Raw genomic sequence first — 20,598 nt, 5'->3', positions numbered from 1 at the left:
CCCCTCCTCAGGTGATCGGAATCGTGATAACAACCGTTGTTCCCACATCTGTACTGCTATGAAATACAATTGAGGCCACATCCCCATAGTGCAGGCTTAATCTGCCATGGAGATTGGATAGGGCATAACCTTTGCGTCCCCCGTCAGGAACATCCTCAGCATAGATGCTGGCTACATCCATACCACATCCATTGTCAGCCACCTCCAGCCGTAGTGTGTCACCCTGACGATCAATGCGGATCAGGATAACACCCAAATCTTCTTTGTCCTTGAATCCATGCAGGATGGAATTCTCCACCAAGGGCTGGAGTAATATTTTTAAAATATCAACAGCGTAACAAGAGGGGTCCCCCACCTCAATCCGATAAACGAACAGATCCTCGTAACATTTTTGCTGAAGCTGCATGTATTGTTCGACATGTTTGATCTCCTGCTCCACACTGGTGATGTCTTTCCCATCATTCAGTCCCAGACGGAATAACAAGGATAAGGAGACGATCATCTCACTTACATCCTTCTTCTCTCCGCTCTCACTCTTCCAGAACATCGTATTAAGGGTATTGTAGAGGAAATGAGGATCAACCTGCGCCTGAAGCGCCTTAACTTCAAACCGCCGTTTGTCTTGCTCCGTTGTCCGTACTTCTTCAAACAGAATCTGAATCTGGTCCAACATCCGATTGAAACGATGCCCTACAGCGCTGACTTCATCGTCATACTTGCTGCGAAACCGCACATCCAGATCATTGGACTCCACCTCAACCATCAGGCGTCGCAGTTTGTTCAGTGGCTTCAACAGAGCGGAGGCCAGCAGCTTGGACAACCCGAGTGCGAGCAAAATGCAAAACAACATGATCAGGATGATCAGCCAGCGTATCTTTTGGAGGGGGGACAACAAGTCAGCCTTGGACTGTACACTTACCATGACCCAATCCTCGTTCATCGACAATGCCGAATAATTAACAAGCATGTCCTCCCCCTGATCGTTCCTGTAGGTAAAATCCCCAGCATCGCCACGGCTAAACTGTTGGGTAAAGTCAGGCTCCATAATGAAATCGTAATTTCGGGACCTGGGCTGAATGACTTCATTTCCGTTTTTGTGCAGCAAAAACAGTTGAATCTGGTTATTCATGAGATCCTGCGTCAGAATGTCTCGCATCGCCTCTTCCTTCATATTGACGACCATATATACATTCGAATAGGTATGATTATCGATCACAATAGGTTTGAGCAACAGAGATAACACATTTCCTTGGGATTGGAATAACTGACTCTGATGTGAACCAAACCACATCGTATTCCAGCCTTGCAGCTTCACGTAGCGTCCGTATTCCTTGTTGAATGAGTTATTGTGATTCGGAAAATCTTTGGTCGAGAAAAAATCACCGATGGGTGTTGTCAGATATGCGGTATCAATCAGTGGCTCTACGAGCTTCAATTGAGCAAACGATGTTTGCAGCAGCGAGAGATTCTGATAATAATGAGATGTGTTATTTTTTCCCACGTCCTTCATGACCTGGGTGAACGTTTCATTGAGCATAAAAGAAAAAGAGGATACAACAATATGCCTCAGATGTTCATCCATAACCTGCACTGATTTGTTCAGAATGCTTTGTTTCAGTTCAAGTGCATTCTGCTCAATGCTTCGTGCAGCAAAGAGATAAGAGCATACCCCGGTCACACTGATGCATAAAACAACGAGAAAAATGTACAGCAGCTGTATTCTTTTTTTCAGGGACATTTTATAAAAGTCGAATATCATCGGCGCTCGCTCCTTGAACACGGCTTGGCCCGTCCGCTGTGAATTAAAATGAGTATAGCACAGTGGAATAACCCGTAAAACCGTTTCCATGATTGTGCTCACGCCTATCCTTTCACAGCTCCCAAGGTCACTTGCATGAATGATTTGTTGGCAAAAATATAAACGATGAGCAGCGGCAAAATGGACAGACAGGCTCCGGCCATCATCAGTTGGACCTCAGCCGCAGCTCCGATGCCATATCGCAGATTAGCCAGCCCAACCGGCAAAGTCTGCAAGTCCGGATTGCTCATGGTGAACACAAAAGGAAGAATATATTCATTCCATGAACTCTGGAATACACCCAGACCTGCAACGGCGAGTCCGGGGCGCAGGAGCGGAAGAATAATTCGCCAGTATATGGTGAAGAAATTACAGCCATCAATCATCGCCGCTTCATCCAGTTCGCGCGGGATGCTCTTGAAGAAACCAATGAGAATAAAGTATGTGGCAGCGTGTGCGCTGATCAGTATAATAATAACGCCCCACAACGTGGTATTCAGCCCCAGCTTAACCATGAGGTCAAATTGCGGACGCAGCACAACCGCGCCTATGGAAATAAACAGAGTAGATGCCATGAGCAGGGTGTATCCCTTTTTCCCTTTGAAATTCACTCGATCCACAGCGTAGGCTGACATCGAAGCTACCAGCAACGTGCCAACTGTTGTACTGATGCTAACAAACACGCTGTTCATCGTAAAACCCGAAAAATTGGCGCTTTTCCAAGCCTGAGCATAGTTGGAGAACTGCCAAATCTTCGGCCAGATGGTAGCCCCTCCGGTCAATTCCTGGTTTGTTTTGAAGGAACCGAGCAATACAAGTATGATGGGGAACAACGACAGCAGAGCGATTGCGATCAAAAACAACCAAAGTACCGTTCGTTTGGTCCAGCGAATGAGTTGGGGAGACCCTGAGGGCGCAAGTACGTTTTGAGTCATCATCGTTTCCTCCTGAATGGGATTAATAGACATCATTGAGCTTTTTGGATATCCGGAAGTAAATGAGCGTCACAGCCCCTACGATGAGAGCCGTTGTGAAACCGACTGCACTACCATAACCGAGCTGTTGGAGTGATTGTGTGTCAGCCGACACGGGAAATAACAGTTTGAACAAATACAGATACATCACCTCTGTTTTGCCATACGGCCCCCCTTCGGTAAGCACCATAATACTCTCGTATCCTTTCAGCGCCGTGGTAATCGCCAGCATGATAATCATCTGCAAGACAGGACCCAGCAACGGAATCGTTACATTCCGCAGTTTCTGAAACTCACTTGCTCCATCCAGCGATGCCGCCTCATATAGCTCTTCAGGAATGCTCTGAAGACCCGCAATGAACAACAACATATAGTTGCCCACAGCACCCCAGATGGCAATGATAATGGTCGTCAGCATAGCATGCTCAGCTCCCAGCCAGCCGATCGGTTCGGAGATCACATGATACTTAAGCAGTAATTGGTTCAATATTCCGTTATAGGAGTTGAAAATAATAAAAAATACAATCGCCATGACCGAAGCGCTAAAAATAGTGGGAAGATAATAGATCGCCCTAAAGAGGGATCGCCCTCTCCATTTGCGATTCAGAATAATCGCCAAAGTTAACGACAGTGGAATCGTAACGACGAGTTTGCCCAGGGCATACACACCCGTGTTGCCTACTGAATCCCAGAATTGGCCGTCACGCAAAATTCGTCCAAAATTATCAAGTCCGATGAAGACAGGCGTCCCGATGCCTTGATAATCATAGAACATGTAACGCAGCGCCCATAACAGCGGATAGATCCCGAATACAACAGTTAAAAAAAGACTTGGAAAGATGAACATATAGGCATGTATTTTGGATGGTTTCACCAGAATCGGACCCCCTATAGCTTTTGAATGAAGTATAGAGGGAATATGGAGGAAAGCGGGATAGGGAAATCAACTTTCTACAGGGGAGAATGTGACTGCATGATCATACAAAAAAACCTGTATTCAACGAATTTCCGTTGAGTCTACAGGTTCATATCATGTGGTTCGTAATCTTAAATCTCAGGATACGTATACGGCGTAGAGGCTACTCTGCTTCATCATACAGACGCAGCAGTTCTGTAAAATCAGAGATGAGCACATCTGAGCCTGCAAGCTCCTCATCACGACCAAACCCGGCATAGGCACAGCCGATGACCGCCTGACCGTTCATTTTACCCGCTTCCACATCAGAAGAGCGATCCCCCACCATCCATGCGTCCTGAATACGATGTTTCTCAAGCAGGATCTGCACCAGATTAATCTTGGAAGGAGTCTTGTACTGGCCTGCACTGTATACCCCTTCAAAGAAAGGCATAATCTCGTGTGCAAACGCCACACCCTTCACATAGTCCTCCAGCCCGTTACTTGCGACAAAAAGACGCACTCCTTGTTGTTTTAATGCTTGCAGCGTTTCTTTCACCCCAGGATACAATTGAGAACTTCCTTGATCAAGCCCCTCAATCTCCAGTTGAAGCAACAGTTCGTCTGCACGGCGATGTGCCGCTTCTGACGCCTCAGGCATAACCACTTTCCATATATCTTCGAGCAACATGCCCAAACTTCCCAGCATCCGTTCCTCGGGTGGAGTTTCTCCTTCAAAATGCCCTTCGGCACGCAATGTATCAAATAGTTGCTGGTAAGCTGGCAACAACAGGGTCTCTGTCTGGAACAGCGTACCATCCATGTCAAAAATCATCGCTTCCGGTTTGAGCAATACCTTCTCTTTATTCATGTCCAATGTTCCTTTCGGATTGGGATATTGTATATGTAATTGGAATCGTTCCCTTCCCATGATAAACATAACGTTTGAACGTGTAAACCAACGATTGTAAAACATCATCAACCCCAACCTTATACAGCATTAACCAAACATTATATTATAGTTAAACAAACTATATACAAAAGAAGTATCTTTTCGTATAATACTAAAAAATAGTGCTTTAGACACCTAATCTAAAGACCTACAATTATCAAATTTTCGGTTTTTTCGACAACTACATATACCCCATAGAGAGGAATAACAAACATGAAAAAGCGAAAGACCTTTAAGATTTTTTATAAGATCGGATTAGGATATTTACTCGTACTGGCTGTACTGGCTGGTTGCATCCTGCTGATTCAGAACAGCACAAGTCAGCTCCAACGGGAACTGGATTTTCTGGTCGATCACGATATGAGGGTACATGCCCTCACCTATGAACTCGAAAGAAACATGGTAGATATGGAAACAGGTCAACGCGGTTACATCATCACGGGTCAGGACAATTATCTCGATCCCTACACCCAAGGAAAAGCGCAACTTATTACACTCAGAGATGAACTTGCTGCTTTAATTTCGGATAATCCGGCTCAACTTGCACTTTTGGAAGACATACATACTAATATGGAGAACTGGGTCCAGGTCGCTGGTGAACCTATGGTCGCCCTTCGCCAAGCCAATAATACACAGGCCATTCGAGATTTTTTCGCAGATGATCCAGGTAAAAGAGACATGGACCAGATTCGGACTGCTCTCGATACGTTTCGAACCAACGAGCATACGTTAACCGATAACCGTACAGAAGCGCTGAAGCAAAAAAACACAATTCTGAACTTGGAACTGTATGGGGCACTTATCGTTGTCGCCATTATCTCGTTCATCACTGCTTTGGTCCTGTCACGTGCCATTGTTAGAAACATTCGTACCGTAAAGCAGGCATTAAATGACATCGGTTCTTCCAATGGTGACCTGACACTGAGAATCGCTACGCCAATGAAAGACGAAACTCGTGAACTCGCGGAGGCAGCCAATACAATGCTCACTGGTTTGCAGCAAATGATGCTGGACGTTCAGAGCAATGCCATGATTCTGAGCACAGCTTCGGATCGATTGGATAAAGGGGTTGCCGATAGCCATCTTGCAGGAAAAGAAGTTGCCACAGCCATGGAACGTGTCGCTGAAGGCGCTGATGAACAGGTTGCTCTTACGCAAACCATGGTAGCTGCGATGCAGCAATCCCTCAACGGGCTTAATCGTGTCGCCTCCTCGGCAAGTGACGTGGCAGGCCGTGCAGTTCGTACCGAATCCATTGCCGTGGATGGGCAACAGCGCATTGATAATGCTGTAGGTAAAATGAGTTCCATTGAGCAATCCTTCCTCTCTGTACAGGAAGCCATTAATGAAATTTCGAAGATGTCTGATCAAGTGATCAACATTGCAGATTCAATGTCGGGTATTGCGAGACAAACCAATCTGCTTGCACTTAACGCCGGAATCGAAGCTGCCCGCGCTGGGGATAATGGACGTGGCTTCGCTGTCGTTGCCGCGGAAATCCGTAATCTTGCAGACCAAAGTGCAACATCAGCGAAAGAGATTACAAGTATATTGGAAACCGTGGTTGCAGGTGTTCAAAGTACGGTGCAGGTGGTTGATGAGAGCACTCTACATGTGAATGAAGGGTTGCGGACCATTGAGGATGCAGGTAATGCTTTTTCAACCATTACTCAGCATATTCATAACCTCAGTGGTGAAGTTCTGGAGGTATCTGCTGTTGTCGAGGAGTTAACTTCCGGTAGTGAGGCTGTGATGAAGTCCATTAATGAAGTATCGGCTGTTGTGGAAGATACTGCATCAGCCACGGAAGAAGTATCTGCGATGACGGAGGAACAACTTGCTTCTCTGCAGGAAATGTCTGACACGTCCAAGCAGTTGAATGAAATGTCTGATGCACTTGATCAGCTGGTTAAGCAATTCAAGCTGGCGTGACCTGATTCAACATACCGATAGAATGTCTATATAGCTCTATCCTGCGCTAAAACAAAGGAAAGAAGCATCGCAGACAGGCACACCTGGGCCACTGCGATGCTTCTTTGTGTTAAGGAGAGCTGGATCAGGAAAAGGTGCACCGGGCACCTCATATGAAAAAACCTAAGCACTCCTTTTCTTATCTCGATTGTTCCGTGTTCCGTAGCGCTTCAAGTATCAATTGTGCCTGATACCCATCGTTAAAATCATATATCTTAGCTGGTTTGCCCTGTATACGGGCAATGACATGTTTAAGAACCGGCAATTCACTGCCGGATTCAAGCACTTCTACTGGAGACAGTGGCTGCCCCACCAGACCCGTCTTCAATTCTTCCCAATTTTCCAAGGCAATCGTGCCTTCTGTGCCGTACACCACCATGGATACACGTTCTTCCCCCGCAAATTGAGAGATGCCATTTAGCTGAATTCGCGTTCCGTCTTCCAGTTCCATTGCAGCCTGTACTTCTAGTTCACAGTCACCATTCTCAGGATATTGAACCTGAGTGCTAACAACCCGGATGGCACCAAACACCTTTTGAATCATATGAATCCAGTGAATCCCCACTTCGAGAATAAATCCACCCTGTTCCCGGCTCGTAATCCATGCATTCTGTTGCCATGATCGTGGCCACTGCGGGAATTGCAAAATGAGATCTATTTTGCGAATTGCCCCCACAGTACCCTGCTCAATCATCTCTTGCAACTTCAGCACGGAAGGTTCATGCGGCATCGAGAAGTGGATGGCATGAACAACGCCCGCCTGCTCTGCTGCCTCCAGCATCTTTTTGGCTTCTTCTACACTATTGGCAAGCGGTTTCTCACAGAACACATGAATTTTGCGCTCCAGTGCTTCCATGACAATCGGATAATGAAATTTCGGCGGAACTGCAATATACAGCAGATCAATCTGATGTTCATTCATCAATTGCTTGTAGTCCGTATACGTCCTAACTCCCCGATGAGAAGCTGCAAAAGACGCCAAACCTTCCTCATTCGCATCACACACCGCTACAATCTCAATCTCCGTGTCCATCTTTGTATTCTCGATTAGATGAACCATATGTAATCCCATTTTACCCAGCCCAATCAGAGCCATCTTGATGACTGTCATTCCATCCCCTCCCAATTCCTTTCCAGTATAGCAGAAAGCAAAGAATTGCGAATGCGATGCATTGATACGAAAAAAAAATAAACCTCTAGCTTTCAAGTGGCTATTAGAGGCTGAAATTCATCATTTACAGTCATTATTTTACATTATTTGTAACTTCGTTGCGATTGGGTAATTCGTTGCAGGGATATATAACCAATTATTTTTACTTTATCCAGCAATACTTAAAGCGTTACCAACTTAAGAATCAGGAATTTAGACTCACAAAAACAGGTTGACAAAAAACCACAAAAAAAGATACTCTTCCTAATAACAATGAATATTTCCTCTTACAACCTTAGACTGTAACTTGCATTCAATAAATGGAATATGCGTATGGTTCTAATAACCTATTTCATGAAGCGAGGTGTCCCGCATGAGAACAGTTGCGGACTATTTGGCAGAAACTCTGCGTAATCTAGGCGTTACTCATGTCTTTGGTATTATTGGTAAATCCATCTGTCCTGCTGTACTGAAAATGGTGGATTACGGATTAGAGTTCATTCCAGGCCGTCATGAATCCAGCTCAGGTTTTGCCGCATCCGGTTATGCATTACAGACAGGTAAACTCGGCGTTGCCTTTGCCACATCCGGTCCAGGCGGAACCAATTTGCTTACTGCAGCAGCCCATGCAAAGGCCAACAATCTGCCTGTACTGTTTATTACGGGTCATCAATCCATTCAGGAACTGGGGCTACCCCAGTGTCAGGATTCCTCTTCCTATCTGGCTGATCTGGCTGAAATGTTCAGGCCTGCTACGCTATTCAGCAAACTGGTTGAGCGTGGAGATCACTTCGGAACACTGTTGAATCATGCCCTTTCCATTGCACTCGGCCCTAATAAAGGCCCTGTTCACCTCTGTATTCCTTTTGACGTACAGACCGAATTGTTATCCCAATGCCGGATTGTCATTCCCGAACCGGAACCTCTGCTTAGCGTATCTAATCTGAATCGCATTTTTCCTCTCATTCAACAATCCAATCGCCCTTTAATTATTGCTGGTAAAGGTGTAAGTCGCGCCAGAGCCCATGATGAATTGCTTCAATTAGCCGAATCGTTCAACATTCCCGTCATTACTACTCCTGGTGGAAAAGGAGCGATTGCGTGGGACCATCCCCTGTACCATGGACCTTGTGGTGTTGGAGGTTTCCCGCATGCAGACGACATGTTGAACCAAAGTGACCTTTATATCGTACTCGGTTCACGTCTAAGTGACATGACCCTCTGCAATCTGAAGCCTGAACATCACCCGGCACACCTCATTCAATTTGACGCTGATCCTACATTTGTAGGCAAGATTCTGAGCGCTCAAACCTTACATATCACCGGTGATTTGAAGGACAACCTGCAATATTTGCTGGGCACATTAGAAGAACTTCCTACTCCTGTGAGAACCACGGCACCCATGGATTACACGGTCCCTTTACCAGATCTCCCCCAACTGTCTCTGGCTTCTGTGCTAGATGGAATGAGCGATCTGCTTCCGTACGATCACAAGCTGTTTGTTGATGATGGCAGCCATGGATTTCATGCGGTTCAGCGATATAAAGTCAAAAAACCAGGCAGCTTTGTGTTTGACGCTTACTTTGCCTGCATGGGGAACGCCATTGGTATGGCGATAGGTGCAAAGGCCGCTTCACCTGAAGAGACCGTTGTATGTATCACCGGGGATGGATGTTTCATGATGCTGGGGACGGAGATCAATACCGCGGTATGCAACAATCTGAACGTCATTTTCATTGTCGTTAACAACAAACAACTGGACATGGCACTCAAAGGAATGGAAAAAACAACAGGCAGAATTGATGGCACATTATATGAAGTTCCTATGGATGCTGCCAAATTTGCCGAATCTCTCGGTGCGGTTGCGTTTCGAGCAGAGACTCTTGCTGAATTCTCATCTGCGCTGAACACAGCCCAGACGTTGAATCAGGTAACTGTTATTGAGCTTCTGACCGATCGAGATGAAATTCCACCCACAGCTCACCGCACCGTAAATTTGAATTAGGAGGAGCATATCATGAGTGAACATGTAGCTCAGGGACTAGACCGTTTCGCGAAACTATCTGGTGAGTACGGCGCAAGAGCTCTCGCACCCATCAAAGAACATTTTCGCGAATTGTCGGAATTTATTATGGGGACGGCGTACGGGGATATCTTTCAGCGCACCACGATTACGGATCAATGGAAGGAAGTTGCTATCATCTCTTCGTTGATCACCCAAGGACAGTATGAACAATTGGGCGTACATTACACGATGGCTCTGAGTGTCGGGGTAACTGTAGATCAGCTCAAGGGAATATTGCTACATCTGGCGCCATGTGTGGGTGCTCCACGCATTATAAGTTCATTTAATATTTTGCTTGCCACCTTGGACGAAATACAGTAATTCACTTTTCTACATTTTTATACATGATTCGACTTTTTTATTGATCTTTTTACATTCCTACCTTTATAATATGGTTAAATTATCCTTCGAACCAGCTCGCATCTTAGAAGCTTTCGGCAGAGGCCCAATGGGCTGTGTATCCACTAACAGGATAGCCTTAACTCATTTAAAGGAGAGAGATCAAACATGGGAAATTTCATTCTGAAGACTGACGTTCCAAACAAGGTGTTAAACATTGAACTGGAGGGTTCTTTCTCTCAAGAAGACGGTTTGCGTTCCATCTCGGCCTATCAGGATACGATCGCTTCTATTAACACCAAGGAGTATGACCTGAACATCGATTGCAAAAAGTTGAATGTTACTGCTCCGGAGATTGTTCCTCTTCTGGAAGGCTGCCTTCAATTGTTCAAAAAAGATGAATATAAAAAAGTCGTGTTGACCCTCGAGAACAACGCGATTCTAAAAATGCAATTGTCCCGGCTCGGCCGGTCAGTCGGTCTGGACAATCTCGAAATCATATCTACCGTTACCACTTAATAAACCAGGCGGACAAGCTGTGAATTCACCTTTCCGCTCAAGAGGAGAATGAAGATGGCCGGAATTCGTATTGTAGATATCGATATCTATCATCCAGCAACCAAGGTGCACAATGATTTTTATATTGAACATTTTGATGCAAGAGGTGTAGATATTCGTGGATTGTTACAGGCACTTGGTCGTGATACACGTTATAAAATTGACAACGATGACGAAAATTCACTAAGCATGGCCTATGAGGCGGCCAGTAACCTACTGGAAAAAACCGGGCTCACCGGTGCAGATATTGATCTGATTGCTTATGCAAGCCAAACGCCAGAATACATCTTTCCTACGAATTCCCTGATGATCCATCGCCTGATTAACGGCGCTTCTCACACGATCTGTATTGACAGCAACGCCAACTGCGCGGGTATGACTGCTGCTTTCGAACAAGTTAGCCGGCAGATGCTGGGCAATCCTCGAATTCGCCGCGCATTAATCATCGGCTCTGATTACGTGGCTCCTCACGCCAGTCCCGATGATCCCGTATACTTCGCCAATTTCGGTGATGCAGCAGCGGCGATTATTGTAGAGCGGGATGAACATGCTGTCGGTTTCATTGATTCAATCTATCAGACGGATACCTGCGTGTATGGTAATTCTCTTTTTCCTGCACAAGGCTTGGCAAAGCTGGGCAAAACGGGTGTAGATGCGGGTGCCTTTCATGTGAAATTCATCCCATTTGATGATTCCATCTGTGTGGATGCTGCTTCAGAGTCCATTCGTACGTTGCTGACACGCAACGAGATTAGACCAGACGAGATCAAAGCCGCCTGCTTCTCCCAACTATCCATTAGTAACATTCGGGCTGTATCCGAGAACGTCGGCATTGGTGATGATATTGCCGTCTATATCGGAGATGAGTTCGGGTATACCTCAACCAGCAGTCCGTTCATCGCACTACATCGAGCGGTTACAACCGGTCAGATTCAGCGTGGTGACAAAGTTCTGTTCTGGACCGTTGGAGCCGGGTGGCAAAATGTTGCCATGGTAGTTGAATATTAGGTATACACTTCAAAATCCGATAAAACCATCTCTGGTACCACTACTGGAGATGGTTTTTTGTTTCTTCATTTTCTACCTATAACGTTCATTGAAAATTTATTACCTTTTATTGTGAAAATAGTCACTTACATATTATTACATAAAAACTATGATTTAGAAGTAATTAAAACCCATAAAAGGAGATGTTTATGTTCAAATGCTATCTATTATCATGAGTTGCTGCTGCATTAAACGGAGTTAGAAATTGCATTGGTAATTATTCAACACACATTCCATTTAAGAGAGGGAGTTTTTAGATTGAAGATAAGAAAATCGCTAACTTCTTTATTATCCTTAGCTTTGTTATTAACTCCATTAAATCTTGTATTCGCAGATGGTAATATGGACACGATCACCATGAACAATGAACTTAAAAAAAGGATCGAAGTCAACATCGATTCATCAATCACGGGAAATGAGCGAGAAGTAATTGCTGACGTGATGGCCCGGCTTGACGAAGAAGATCGAGGAAATGTCATCTATGTCGCAGAAGACGGTGCCATTTACTCTAACAAGACGGAACTCAAAGAGACGACAGAAGTATATGATCTGGTTGAGAACAACATCTATCAAAGTGCATCCGGAAAAGAAATTGTTGGTCCTGGAGTGTCCACGAATGATTTACCAGCATCTGCCGTTAAAGATGATACCCAAATTTCGCCCGCTGCCGAAGTACCTAATCCAAGCGGAGGTTCCGGTCCTTATCGAAGAGTTTTCTCAAATAATGGATACAACTGGTTAAGTACGTATGTTACCATCCCAGGTGCCCCATACGTAAAAGGCAATGTGTCTACAGATGTTCCATATGTATACTTGGGCGGTTGGGGAACTAACGGAAATGGGATCGATGCCGGTTTACAATACAGCACAGCCTTTGATAATTGGTCCCCAACGACGCTAGCAAATGGAGCGATGGTTCCCAGTACTACTCGCTATCGTTCAAATCAGGACATTTATATGAAATTTTATGTGACTAATCCGAATGAATGTACGTTGGCAGTATCAGGAATCACAACGACTGGCGAACAGCTAACAACAACAATTGTAAGAAGCGGGGTAAGTGGCTGGGATAAAAGCGGTATAGGGATGAGAGTAAAACGAATGACCACCATTGGTCAAAAACCCGAGAACATGAACACAGGTTCAACCATTAAAAATGTGCGCTGGCACGATATCACTGTAGGCTACTATTCAGGTAGCAATCTTATATATAACAGCTGGGGCAGTGGACAAACCGGAGGATATCACTCTGTGCCTTCCAATAAAGTAAGTGTCAACTATGTAAGCCCTGGTGAAGAAACCGTCAGCATACAACTGTAGTATCTATTAAATTGATGTGGTATCTATTAAACTGAAAAAGATGCCCTAAATGAAAGTAGCAGTTCCAAGATTATTCAATCTTGAGAACTGCTACTTTTATGATTTTATAAAATCGTTGTTATAAGAATCTGTGAACTAAGTTTAATCTACCATTTCTGATTATCTGTAAACGGTCCCTTCAAATCTTGCAGCAACAATTCCATCCACCGTATGATAACTAACCAACACCAAGGTGCCTTCATATCCGTCGTCCGTTTTATAGCCCGTAAGATATTTTGGTACTCCAAAACCTACAGGGTAATAATGCACTACAGAAAAAAATTTACTTTCAAGCATAGGAGATACTACGTCTGATACATTTGTACTGGTATTCGGTTGAACTTTTACCGCAGACACGCCTCCACTTGAAATGGAAGTGGTCAGAATAAAGGAACATGCAGTCAACATAAGAACTTTACTAAGTCTCAAAATGATCATCTCCTAAATAGAGTTTTTAACTACAATTTCATTGTATAGTATGCGAGTACATCTAACAACAATATTTGTAAATTATATAATTATATGTAATTTTATTTTAAAATGAATTATTTAGTAATACTATCTTTTCATACAAAAAAGCAGCCCTACTGGACTGCTGAACTTCTGCCTCGATATCAAATATTCAGAAAATTTTCTTCGTATCCCGATCGTCTTTCAGAATCTCCACGGCTTCGCGGAATCTTAGAGAATGCACAATCTCCCGTTCCCGCAGAAACTTCAGACTATCCTGCAGATCCACGTCATCGGTCAGGTCGATCAACCATTGATATGTAGCCCGGGCTTTCTCTTCTGCTGCAATGTCCTCGTACAGATCCGCAATTGGATCACCCTTCGCAGCAATGTAGGCAGCTGTAAAGGGTACACCGGAGGAATTGGTATAAAACAAGGCAGAATCGCGTTGAGCATAGTTCGGCCCAAGTCCCGCTTCTTCCAATTGATCCACCGACGCGTCCTTGGTCAACTTGTAGATCATGGTGGCAATCATCTCCAGATGAGAAAATTCCTCTGTAGCAATATCCGTCAGCAGACCGATAATCTTGTCTGGAATCGTATAACGCTGATTCAGATATCGAAGGGCAGCGGCCAACTCCCCATCGGCACCGCCATATTGTTCCATCAGCAATTTCGCCATACGAGGATCACATTTACTAACCCTTACGGGATATTGCAGTTTTTTCTCATACACCCACATGTAAGATGCCTCCCTCTACGTTATTAAAATACAGCCCTTCTTCTAACCCTCGGGCTTCCTGTCCCTAAAGTCCTGCAAGGAAGCCTGAGGCTGATGTGTCACACTTGCCATGGCCAGGGTGTCTGAGACCATTCCCAAGGATACTTGGAGAAAGCATGCCCAAAGTTCATCAACGGTCCGTACAACTGCTGAAATTCATGGGCTACCCTCATTCGCTCCTGGCTGAACTTGTTGTACTGCTCAATGCTTTGGAAGTCTCCCGGATGGGTGTCCAGGTACAGATTCAGTTCCACCAACACGAAATCCAGCGCCTGAAGTTCTTCAAGCAATTCGTAGTATTTAGCGTCACAGGGTTTCGGCACTTCAGGTTCCATCCACTTCCACCTTCCTTCCCTTTGATCTAGCTGGTGTATAAGGGCTGTATAATGCAGGCCATAAGGTTCCCAATCTCAACGCTTCCGCCGGGCTGTACTGCGGCCAGCCCATGGGCTGAAATGGAATAAATAACTGCGGAGGTACCAGATACGTCCGAATCGCTACCGGCGGACAAGGATCAAACGGCCCCACAAAAGGGGCGTAAGCACGAAGCTGCGGATCTTTCACAAAACAACGCCTCCTTATTACATCGTTGGTGCATATTGAATAACACTGAGTTCTTTCCCGCTTCCCGTCTCTATATCCATATGACGCTGTCCCCGAAGTTAATCCGAAATTCGTTTCAACTATGTGCAGAATTTCTCCAAATTCTTCTTTAAAATAAAAAAAGACCTTCGGTTCGTTCCCCTTTCAGGTAACGTCCAAAGGCCTTACATCCTGGCAGATCTTCGTAATCTGCATCATTTCATACTTTTGCTCGTCTTATCTTACTCCTGCAACGAGTTCTATTCTGCTGGTTTTTCTTCCGAATTCATGTCTTGAGGGACAGATTGCTTGTACACTCGAACACGGGTAATTCGCAAACGAGTCGATTCTTCCACTTCAAAAACGTACCCATTCAGCTCCTGCGTTTTCCCCTTGGATGGATTGCCCCCAAGCTCTTTAAACAACCATCCGCCGATGGTATCCACTTCTTCATCCTCAATGATGGCTCCGGTCCACTTATGAACTTCTTCAATAAGCGAACGACCATCAATGGAAAATGAATCTCCACTCCGTTCCATATGCGGACGCTCATCCTCAAACTCGTCATACAAGTCTCCAACGATCTCTTCCAGAATTTCTTCCGCAGTCAGCAATCCAGCTGTGCCACCATATTCATCCACAACCAGCGTCATCTGTGAATGTTTCTTCTGCATGAGACGCAGCACATGGCTGATTTCCATCGATTCAGGAACGTTTAAGATTGGACGAACAAGTGAAGCCAGATCATGTTGTTGCTCCGGTTTAGCCAGCAACAGATCGGTGATGTGTATAAATCCAATGATCTCATCCTTGTCTTCTACTGCTACGGGATACCGGGAATGTTTGGTTGCGTTAATGATCTCCAAGTTCTCTTCCAAAGACATATGCGTGTACAAACAATCCATGTCTGTACGTGGCAGCATCACTTCACGTGCCAGCATATCGGAGAAATCAAAGATGTTGTCCATCAGTTTGATCTCATCTTTATCGATGACACCACTTTTGGCACTCTGCTTCATCAAAATACGAAGTTCATCTTCCGAGTGAGCTTCGCCTTCACTGGCAGGTTCGATACCCGCTAGACGCAGCAATGCATTGGCCGATACATTCAGTACCCAGATGAACGGGAAGAAGATTTTGTAGAACAACAGCAAGGGCGCAGATAAAAACAATGCCACTCCGTCTGTTTTTTGAATTGCCAACGATTTAGGTGCAAGCTCACCCAGCACAATATGCAGAAACGTAATGATACAAAAACCGATAATGACCGACACGGTCGAAATAAGCCCTGTATCTCCTACACCAAGTTTAAACATGAGTGGCTCAACGAGCAATTCGGAGATGGCCGGTTCTCCCAGCCACCCGAGTCCAAGCGATGTCAGCGTAATCCCGAACTGAGTTGCCGATAGATAGGAATCCAGTTTACTATTCACCTTCAGTGCATAACCAGCCATACGATTTCCTTCACTCTGCAATTGAGTTAAGCGTGTCTGCCTTACTTTCACAAGGGAAAATTCCGCTGCGACAAATACGCCATTCAAAAATACGAGCAAAAAGACACAGACCAGATTAAATACCAGCTGCCCAAGATGAAATTCGGTATGAATATCCAAGTTGAAACTCCCCTTTTCTATCTATTTCAGGAACACACCTGGAATATCAACGTGTGATTGCCTTTCTCGATTTGAAATCCACACCTTTGTAATACATATCTGCCACTAGCAGGTTTGGTCCGCAACAGGATGCAATATCGCAATGGCAATTGACCGTTTGATTCAACGGATGTTCAGCTGACCATTCATGGAACACATCATCCAGTTTACGATCACGAATATTACCAAATTCCGGGATATCGGCAAAATCGGTCACATACACATTACCCGTGAACATGTTGACGTTAACGCGGTTGCGTCCGTCCGGATCATTACGTACCGTCACATTTGGTTCGCTGTATAAACGGTTGATCAGTTCCCGATCCTGCTCTGCTGCACTGCACGCGAAGAATGGCAGAGTACCAAAGAGCATCCACATATCTTTGTCACGTGCATCAAGCAAACGATGAATCGCTGCTCTCATATGGTCCAGTGATAACACGGGCAACGACGAAGCAAAGTTCGAATTATACATTGGATGCACTTCGTGACGAACACAGCCCATCTCACGAATCAATTGATGAATACCATCCAGCTTGTCGTGTGTACGGAAGTTAATCATGGACTCGGCAGAGATAAACATGCCTGCTTCACTTAATTTGCGGGAATTTTCAATCATTTTCTCATACATCTTCACCGCGACTTCACGTTTCACAGGTCTGCCACTATTCGCAAATCCGACTTGATGGAAATCGTCAGCATTCAGGTAGTTGAATGAGATATGCATAACGTCCAGATACGGCAAAAGTTGCTCATATCGGCTGATATCCAGCGTTAAGTTGGAATTGATTTGGGAACGGATTCCACGTTCCTTGGCATATTTGAGCAGCGGGATGATCATCTCATCCACTGTTTTCTGGCTAAAGCTTGGCTCGCCACCCGTCAGACTAATCGTCTGCAGATGCTCCACTTCATCCAATCGTTTCAGCATCAGCGGTAATGGAAGAGCCGGCGCTTCACGCATCGTAAGCATATCTCCTACGGCACAGTGCTCACACCGCATGTTACACAGATGTGTCACAGTCATTTCTACACTGGTCAACACATGGCGTCCATATGTACGCAGAGAGCCAATCGGATCCCACGGATCATTCGTTGGAGATAAAGGCATCGGTTGTACCGATCCTGAGTTTAGCATGGTCATTGTTCTTCACCTTATTCCTTTTATTAACCTAAAAAGTTTTATTTACATCATACCTTGTGTTTCTCTTTTTGGAGTTATCTTTTATCATAGCACAATTTTGAATGCTCCGGCATACGTAGACCCTGTCCATTACATGACAAAAAACACTCAGGTAACTCCGGGCCGAATCACGAAACGGCCCCGATATTACGACATGAGCGCTAATCATTTCTAAGCTTGTTCAGCTTTCCAACCGTTCACTTTGGGCAGATGAAGGTGTATCCTCCAGACCCTCTACACCTGTGATCATCACAGACAGTGCTGTGGACAGGTTAATTTCGTAGGGCGAAGATAAGGTCTGGCCGTCGGCATCCTTGAGCACCCGGATAAGTGGACGTTGAGGAACACGTGGATGAATCGCTGCGACCACCCCAACCTCTCCCGTACTGAGCGTGACCGATAGGCCCACGGGGTAGATCGCTACACAATCCCTGAATCTCTCCAGCATTCGTTGTTCATAAAGCGTTCCTGAGCCCGTATACAGCACCTCTACGGCCTGATGTGGCAGCAAGGCTTGCTTGTAGACTCGATTCGTTGTCATGGCATCATACGAATCAGCAAGAGCAATCCACTTGGCATACTCATGAATCTCTTTATCCTTCAGCCCAAAGGGATATCCGCTGCCATCAATTCGCTCATGGTGCTGCAATGCACAATGTGCAGATAGAAGCGGTATACCTGGTTCGTCTTTGAGAATACGATGTCCATATGTAGTGTGCTGCTGAATGATTTTGAATTCCTCGTCACTTAATCTGGAAGGCTTATGCAGAATTTCTGGTGCAATCTGTGTCTTGCCAATATCATGCAATAAGGCACCCAGACCAATCTCCATTAATTGCTGGCGTGTGTAACCCGAAGCGACACCAAGAACCAGTGTATACACACATACATTCAGCGAATGATTATACAGGTCAAAATCACTGGAGTTCATGTCCATCAGCATAATCATGGCTTCCTTCTGACTGCCGATGTCTTCCAGAATCGCATTCATCACACCACTAAGCGCTTTACCGAAATGAGGAATCCGATTTTTGGTTTTCAGTCCTGACATGCTCTGAAATTGCTGTTTAATCTCGACCAGTGCTTTCCTTCGGGTCTCTTCCTGCAACATTTCAGGAACAATGATGTCCTCTGTCGCAGCATCTTTAATATACACATAACCGACTCCGAGATCCTTAAGGCGTCCAATCAATCGACTGGTTAGCTCTACATCCTCACTAAGTAATACAAGGCCTTCTTCACTATAAATACGTTTCCCCAGCTTCATGCCAGGCTGCAATAAGTTTATATGTACTAAACGCACAGCCTATCCTCTCCCGCTCCGTAGATGTAATTACCACTAGCCGCCGCTTCAGCAGAAGGCAAGTACTTTAAATTTAGCTTTGATGCCAGCGGGCTCGCAGGCTGTCGTCCAGAGCCCCTGGTCGTTTTATTTCCGTTTCCAGCAAATCGCGTATGAATTCCGGAAGATGATAGAGCGTACGGGTTCCATGAGCAAGAGGAGGATACCCCACATTGAACGTAAACATGTCCAGTGTCCCAACGATATACTCACATTGTTCGTCCATAGGCTCCCCATTGATGGATATGGCCTGGATCTTCTCATAGGCTGGCGCATCTGGATTGTATTGAACTTCCATTCCGTCCATACATAACGTGCCTAGAATATGACCACGAAAACCAAATCCCACAATGGGCTTACCTGAAAACTCGTCCAACAAGGACTGCTCAAGTGCTTCACGAATATGACTTCCACTCAAGCATATTGTACAAGCATTTATAGGAGATGGACATAGGGAATGCAACATTCCTTTTGTAATATTACCTTGTGGAAGCTCTCCGAGAAGCTGACCTGCATTCACCAGAGACAGCTGTGCCCCCGTGAAATGACGAACAGCTTGTGCAAGCAAGGTAGCAAACGGGGATTCCCGGTCGTACGTGATGGGCAGCACCCGATCCGTTATCACTGCCGTCTGATTGAGTGTCCTTTCAGCCTCCGCACGATTCGTAGCGATTGCCAGCGCGACCTGATCATCCAGTAATATACTCTTGGCAGCCATACAACCGCTACTTACCAGTTGGAGAGGTTCCCCCACACTTGTTCGTTCCAGAACCACTTTCCCAAGCCACTGGCCAAATTTTCCAGCTGCGCCCAGCACGGTCTGACCAATGACTAAGGGTTCTTCGAGAACATGATGGGTATGTCCACCGAGAATAACATCAATTCCCGTAATCTGCTCCGCCAGTCTCCGATCTGTCGAAAGCCCCAGATGAGAAAGAATAACCACAACATCCACTTCATCACGTAATGCTTCCACTTGAGCTCTTAATGACTCCACAGGGTCCAGAACATCCCACCCGAGCAATTCATAAAACGTGGTAAAAGGGGCCGTTGCCCCCAGCAGACCAACGCGAAATGGACCTTTCTCCACAATCAGAGAAGGTTTCATCCACACTGGCGCAAGTCCAGTATCTTGCTCTACAACATTGCTGCATACCACAGGACACAGAAGTCCAGCGTAGGACTGTGAGAGCTGATCTGGCGTAAAGGTTAGTCCTTCGTTGTTACCGATTGTAATGGCATCGTAGCCCGTCAGGTTAATAACATCAACATTAGCCGTACCCAGTGTTCCCTCTGTTTCAACGGCCATTCGGTCCATATGATCGCCGATATCCAATACAAGGAAGTTGCCACCTTGGTCACGTTCCTCATTGATCATAGCGGCGATGGTACTCATGGAGCCGAAGTGACTGTGGATGTCGTTGGTGTGCAGAATCGTTAACGTTTGCTTCTCCCTGGTGCTCATCACACCGCCTCCCCTGCTCTTCAATAAACGTTCAT

The 20,598-nt window shown here is 45.4% G+C and carries 19 protein-coding genes; 6 read left to right on the top strand and 13 right to left on the bottom strand.

What is annotated here, in order from left to right; genetic code table 11:
• Positions 1-7: 7 nt before the first annotated feature.
• The 4 genes from CXK86_RS01195 to CXK86_RS01180 all read right to left on the bottom strand — a co-directional run bounded on the left by CXK86_RS01195 (position 8) and on the right by CXK86_RS01180 (position 4,538).
• The gene (locus CXK86_RS01195; RefSeq protein WP_257467748.1) at positions 8-1,849 is read right to left on the bottom strand and encodes a sensor histidine kinase; all 1,842 of its coding nucleotides are present in this window, start codon (positions 1,847-1,849) and stop codon (positions 8-10) included.
• 14 nt (positions 1,850-1,863) lie between these two features.
• A complete protein-coding gene (locus CXK86_RS01190) occupies positions 1,864-2,733 on the bottom strand; it encodes a carbohydrate ABC transporter permease (RefSeq protein WP_101313340.1) in 870 nt (289 codons plus the stop codon).
• 22 nt (positions 2,734-2,755) lie between these two features.
• Positions 2,756-3,646, bottom strand: a complete 891-nt coding sequence (locus CXK86_RS01185) for a carbohydrate ABC transporter permease (RefSeq protein WP_017689516.1) — start codon at positions 3,644-3,646, stop codon at positions 2,756-2,758.
• A gap of 205 nt (positions 3,647-3,851) precedes the next feature.
• The gene (locus CXK86_RS01180; protein WP_047844222.1) at positions 3,852-4,538 is read right to left on the bottom strand and encodes an HAD family hydrolase; all 687 of its coding nucleotides are present in this window, start codon (positions 4,536-4,538) and stop codon (positions 3,852-3,854) included.
• Between the two features lie 294 nt (positions 4,539-4,832).
• Here CXK86_RS01180 and CXK86_RS01175 point away from each other — a divergent pair, with 294 nt between their 5' ends.
• On the top strand, positions 4,833-6,551 hold the full coding sequence (locus CXK86_RS01175) for a methyl-accepting chemotaxis protein (RefSeq protein WP_101313339.1): 1,719 nt from the start codon (positions 4,833-4,835) through the stop codon (positions 6,549-6,551).
• Between the two features lie 178 nt (positions 6,552-6,729).
• Here CXK86_RS01175 and CXK86_RS01170 read toward each other — a convergent pair whose 3' ends face one another.
• A complete protein-coding gene (locus CXK86_RS01170) occupies positions 6,730-7,701 on the bottom strand; it encodes a Gfo/Idh/MocA family protein (protein ID WP_101313338.1) in 972 nt (323 codons plus the stop codon).
• Positions 7,702-8,113: 412 nt separating this feature from the next.
• On the opposite strand from CXK86_RS01170, the gene CXK86_RS01165 reads away from it, so the two are divergent.
• From CXK86_RS01165 to CXK86_RS01145, 5 genes are all read left to right on the top strand, one after another.
• Positions 8,114-9,745, top strand: a complete 1,632-nt coding sequence (locus tag CXK86_RS01165) for a thiamine pyrophosphate-binding protein (protein ID WP_101313337.1) — start codon at positions 8,114-8,116, stop codon at positions 9,743-9,745.
• Positions 9,746-9,757: 12 nt separating this feature from the next.
• Entirely contained in the window at positions 9,758-10,126 is a 369-nt protein-coding gene (locus CXK86_RS01160) for a carboxymuconolactone decarboxylase family protein (protein WP_101313336.1), read from the top strand.
• Between the two features lie 186 nt (positions 10,127-10,312).
• Entirely contained in the window at positions 10,313-10,663 is a 351-nt protein-coding gene (locus CXK86_RS01155; protein WP_036609902.1) for a hypothetical protein, read from the top strand.
• 54 nt (positions 10,664-10,717) lie between these two features.
• The gene (locus CXK86_RS01150) at positions 10,718-11,710 is read left to right on the top strand and encodes a 3-oxoacyl-[acyl-carrier-protein] synthase III C-terminal domain-containing protein (RefSeq protein ID WP_101313335.1); all 993 of its coding nucleotides are present in this window, start codon (positions 10,718-10,720) and stop codon (positions 11,708-11,710) included.
• Positions 11,711-12,007: 297 nt separating this feature from the next.
• Positions 12,008-13,069, top strand: a complete 1,062-nt coding sequence (locus tag CXK86_RS01145; RefSeq protein ID WP_101313334.1) for a YrpD family protein — start codon at positions 12,008-12,010, stop codon at positions 13,067-13,069.
• Between the two features lie 159 nt (positions 13,070-13,228).
• Here the strand turns inward: CXK86_RS01145 and CXK86_RS01140 are convergent, their stop codons facing one another.
• The 8 genes from CXK86_RS01140 to CXK86_RS01105 form a co-directional block, all read right to left on the bottom strand.
• Positions 13,229-13,537 (bottom strand): hypothetical protein, encoded by a 309-nt coding sequence (locus CXK86_RS01140; RefSeq protein ID WP_101313333.1) that lies wholly within the window; start codon positions 13,535-13,537, stop codon positions 13,229-13,231.
• Between the two features lie 193 nt (positions 13,538-13,730).
• Positions 13,731-14,300: a manganese catalase family protein gene (locus tag CXK86_RS01135; RefSeq protein WP_101313332.1), complete on the bottom strand. Its 570-nt coding sequence runs from the start codon at positions 14,298-14,300 to the stop codon at positions 13,731-13,733.
• 98 nt (positions 14,301-14,398) lie between these two features.
• Positions 14,399-14,674: a spore coat protein CotJB gene (locus CXK86_RS01130; RefSeq protein WP_036609910.1), complete on the bottom strand. Its 276-nt coding sequence runs from the start codon at positions 14,672-14,674 to the stop codon at positions 14,399-14,401.
• Entirely contained in the window at positions 14,664-14,903 is a 240-nt protein-coding gene (locus CXK86_RS01125) for a spore coat associated protein CotJA (RefSeq protein ID WP_036609912.1), read from the bottom strand. The genes CXK86_RS01130 and CXK86_RS01125 overlap by 11 nt, the downstream gene beginning before the upstream one ends.
• 278 nt (positions 14,904-15,181) lie before the next feature.
• Complete coding sequence (locus tag CXK86_RS01120; protein WP_036609914.1) at positions 15,182-16,534, bottom strand: hemolysin family protein; 1,353 nt, start codon at positions 16,532-16,534, stop codon at positions 15,182-15,184.
• A gap of 46 nt (positions 16,535-16,580) precedes the next feature.
• Complete coding sequence (gene yfkAB / locus CXK86_RS01115; protein ID WP_101313331.1) at positions 16,581-17,717, bottom strand: radical SAM/CxCxxxxC motif protein YfkAB; 1,137 nt, start codon at positions 17,715-17,717, stop codon at positions 16,581-16,583.
• Between the two features lie 220 nt (positions 17,718-17,937).
• On the bottom strand, positions 17,938-19,059 hold the full coding sequence (locus tag CXK86_RS01110) for an HD-GYP domain-containing protein (protein ID WP_036609917.1): 1,122 nt from the start codon (positions 19,057-19,059) through the stop codon (positions 17,938-17,940).
• Positions 19,060-19,132: 73 nt separating this feature from the next.
• Complete coding sequence (locus CXK86_RS01105; RefSeq protein ID WP_101313330.1) at positions 19,133-20,563, bottom strand: bifunctional metallophosphatase/5'-nucleotidase; 1,431 nt, start codon at positions 20,561-20,563, stop codon at positions 19,133-19,135.
• Positions 20,564-20,598: the final 35 nt, after the last annotated feature.

The organism is Paenibacillus sp. BGI2013 (genome assembly GCF_002843485.1).
GTDB lineage: Bacteria > Bacillota > Bacilli > Paenibacillales > Paenibacillaceae > Paenibacillus > Paenibacillus amylolyticus.
This window is presented reverse-complemented; position numbering and strand designations above follow the sequence as displayed.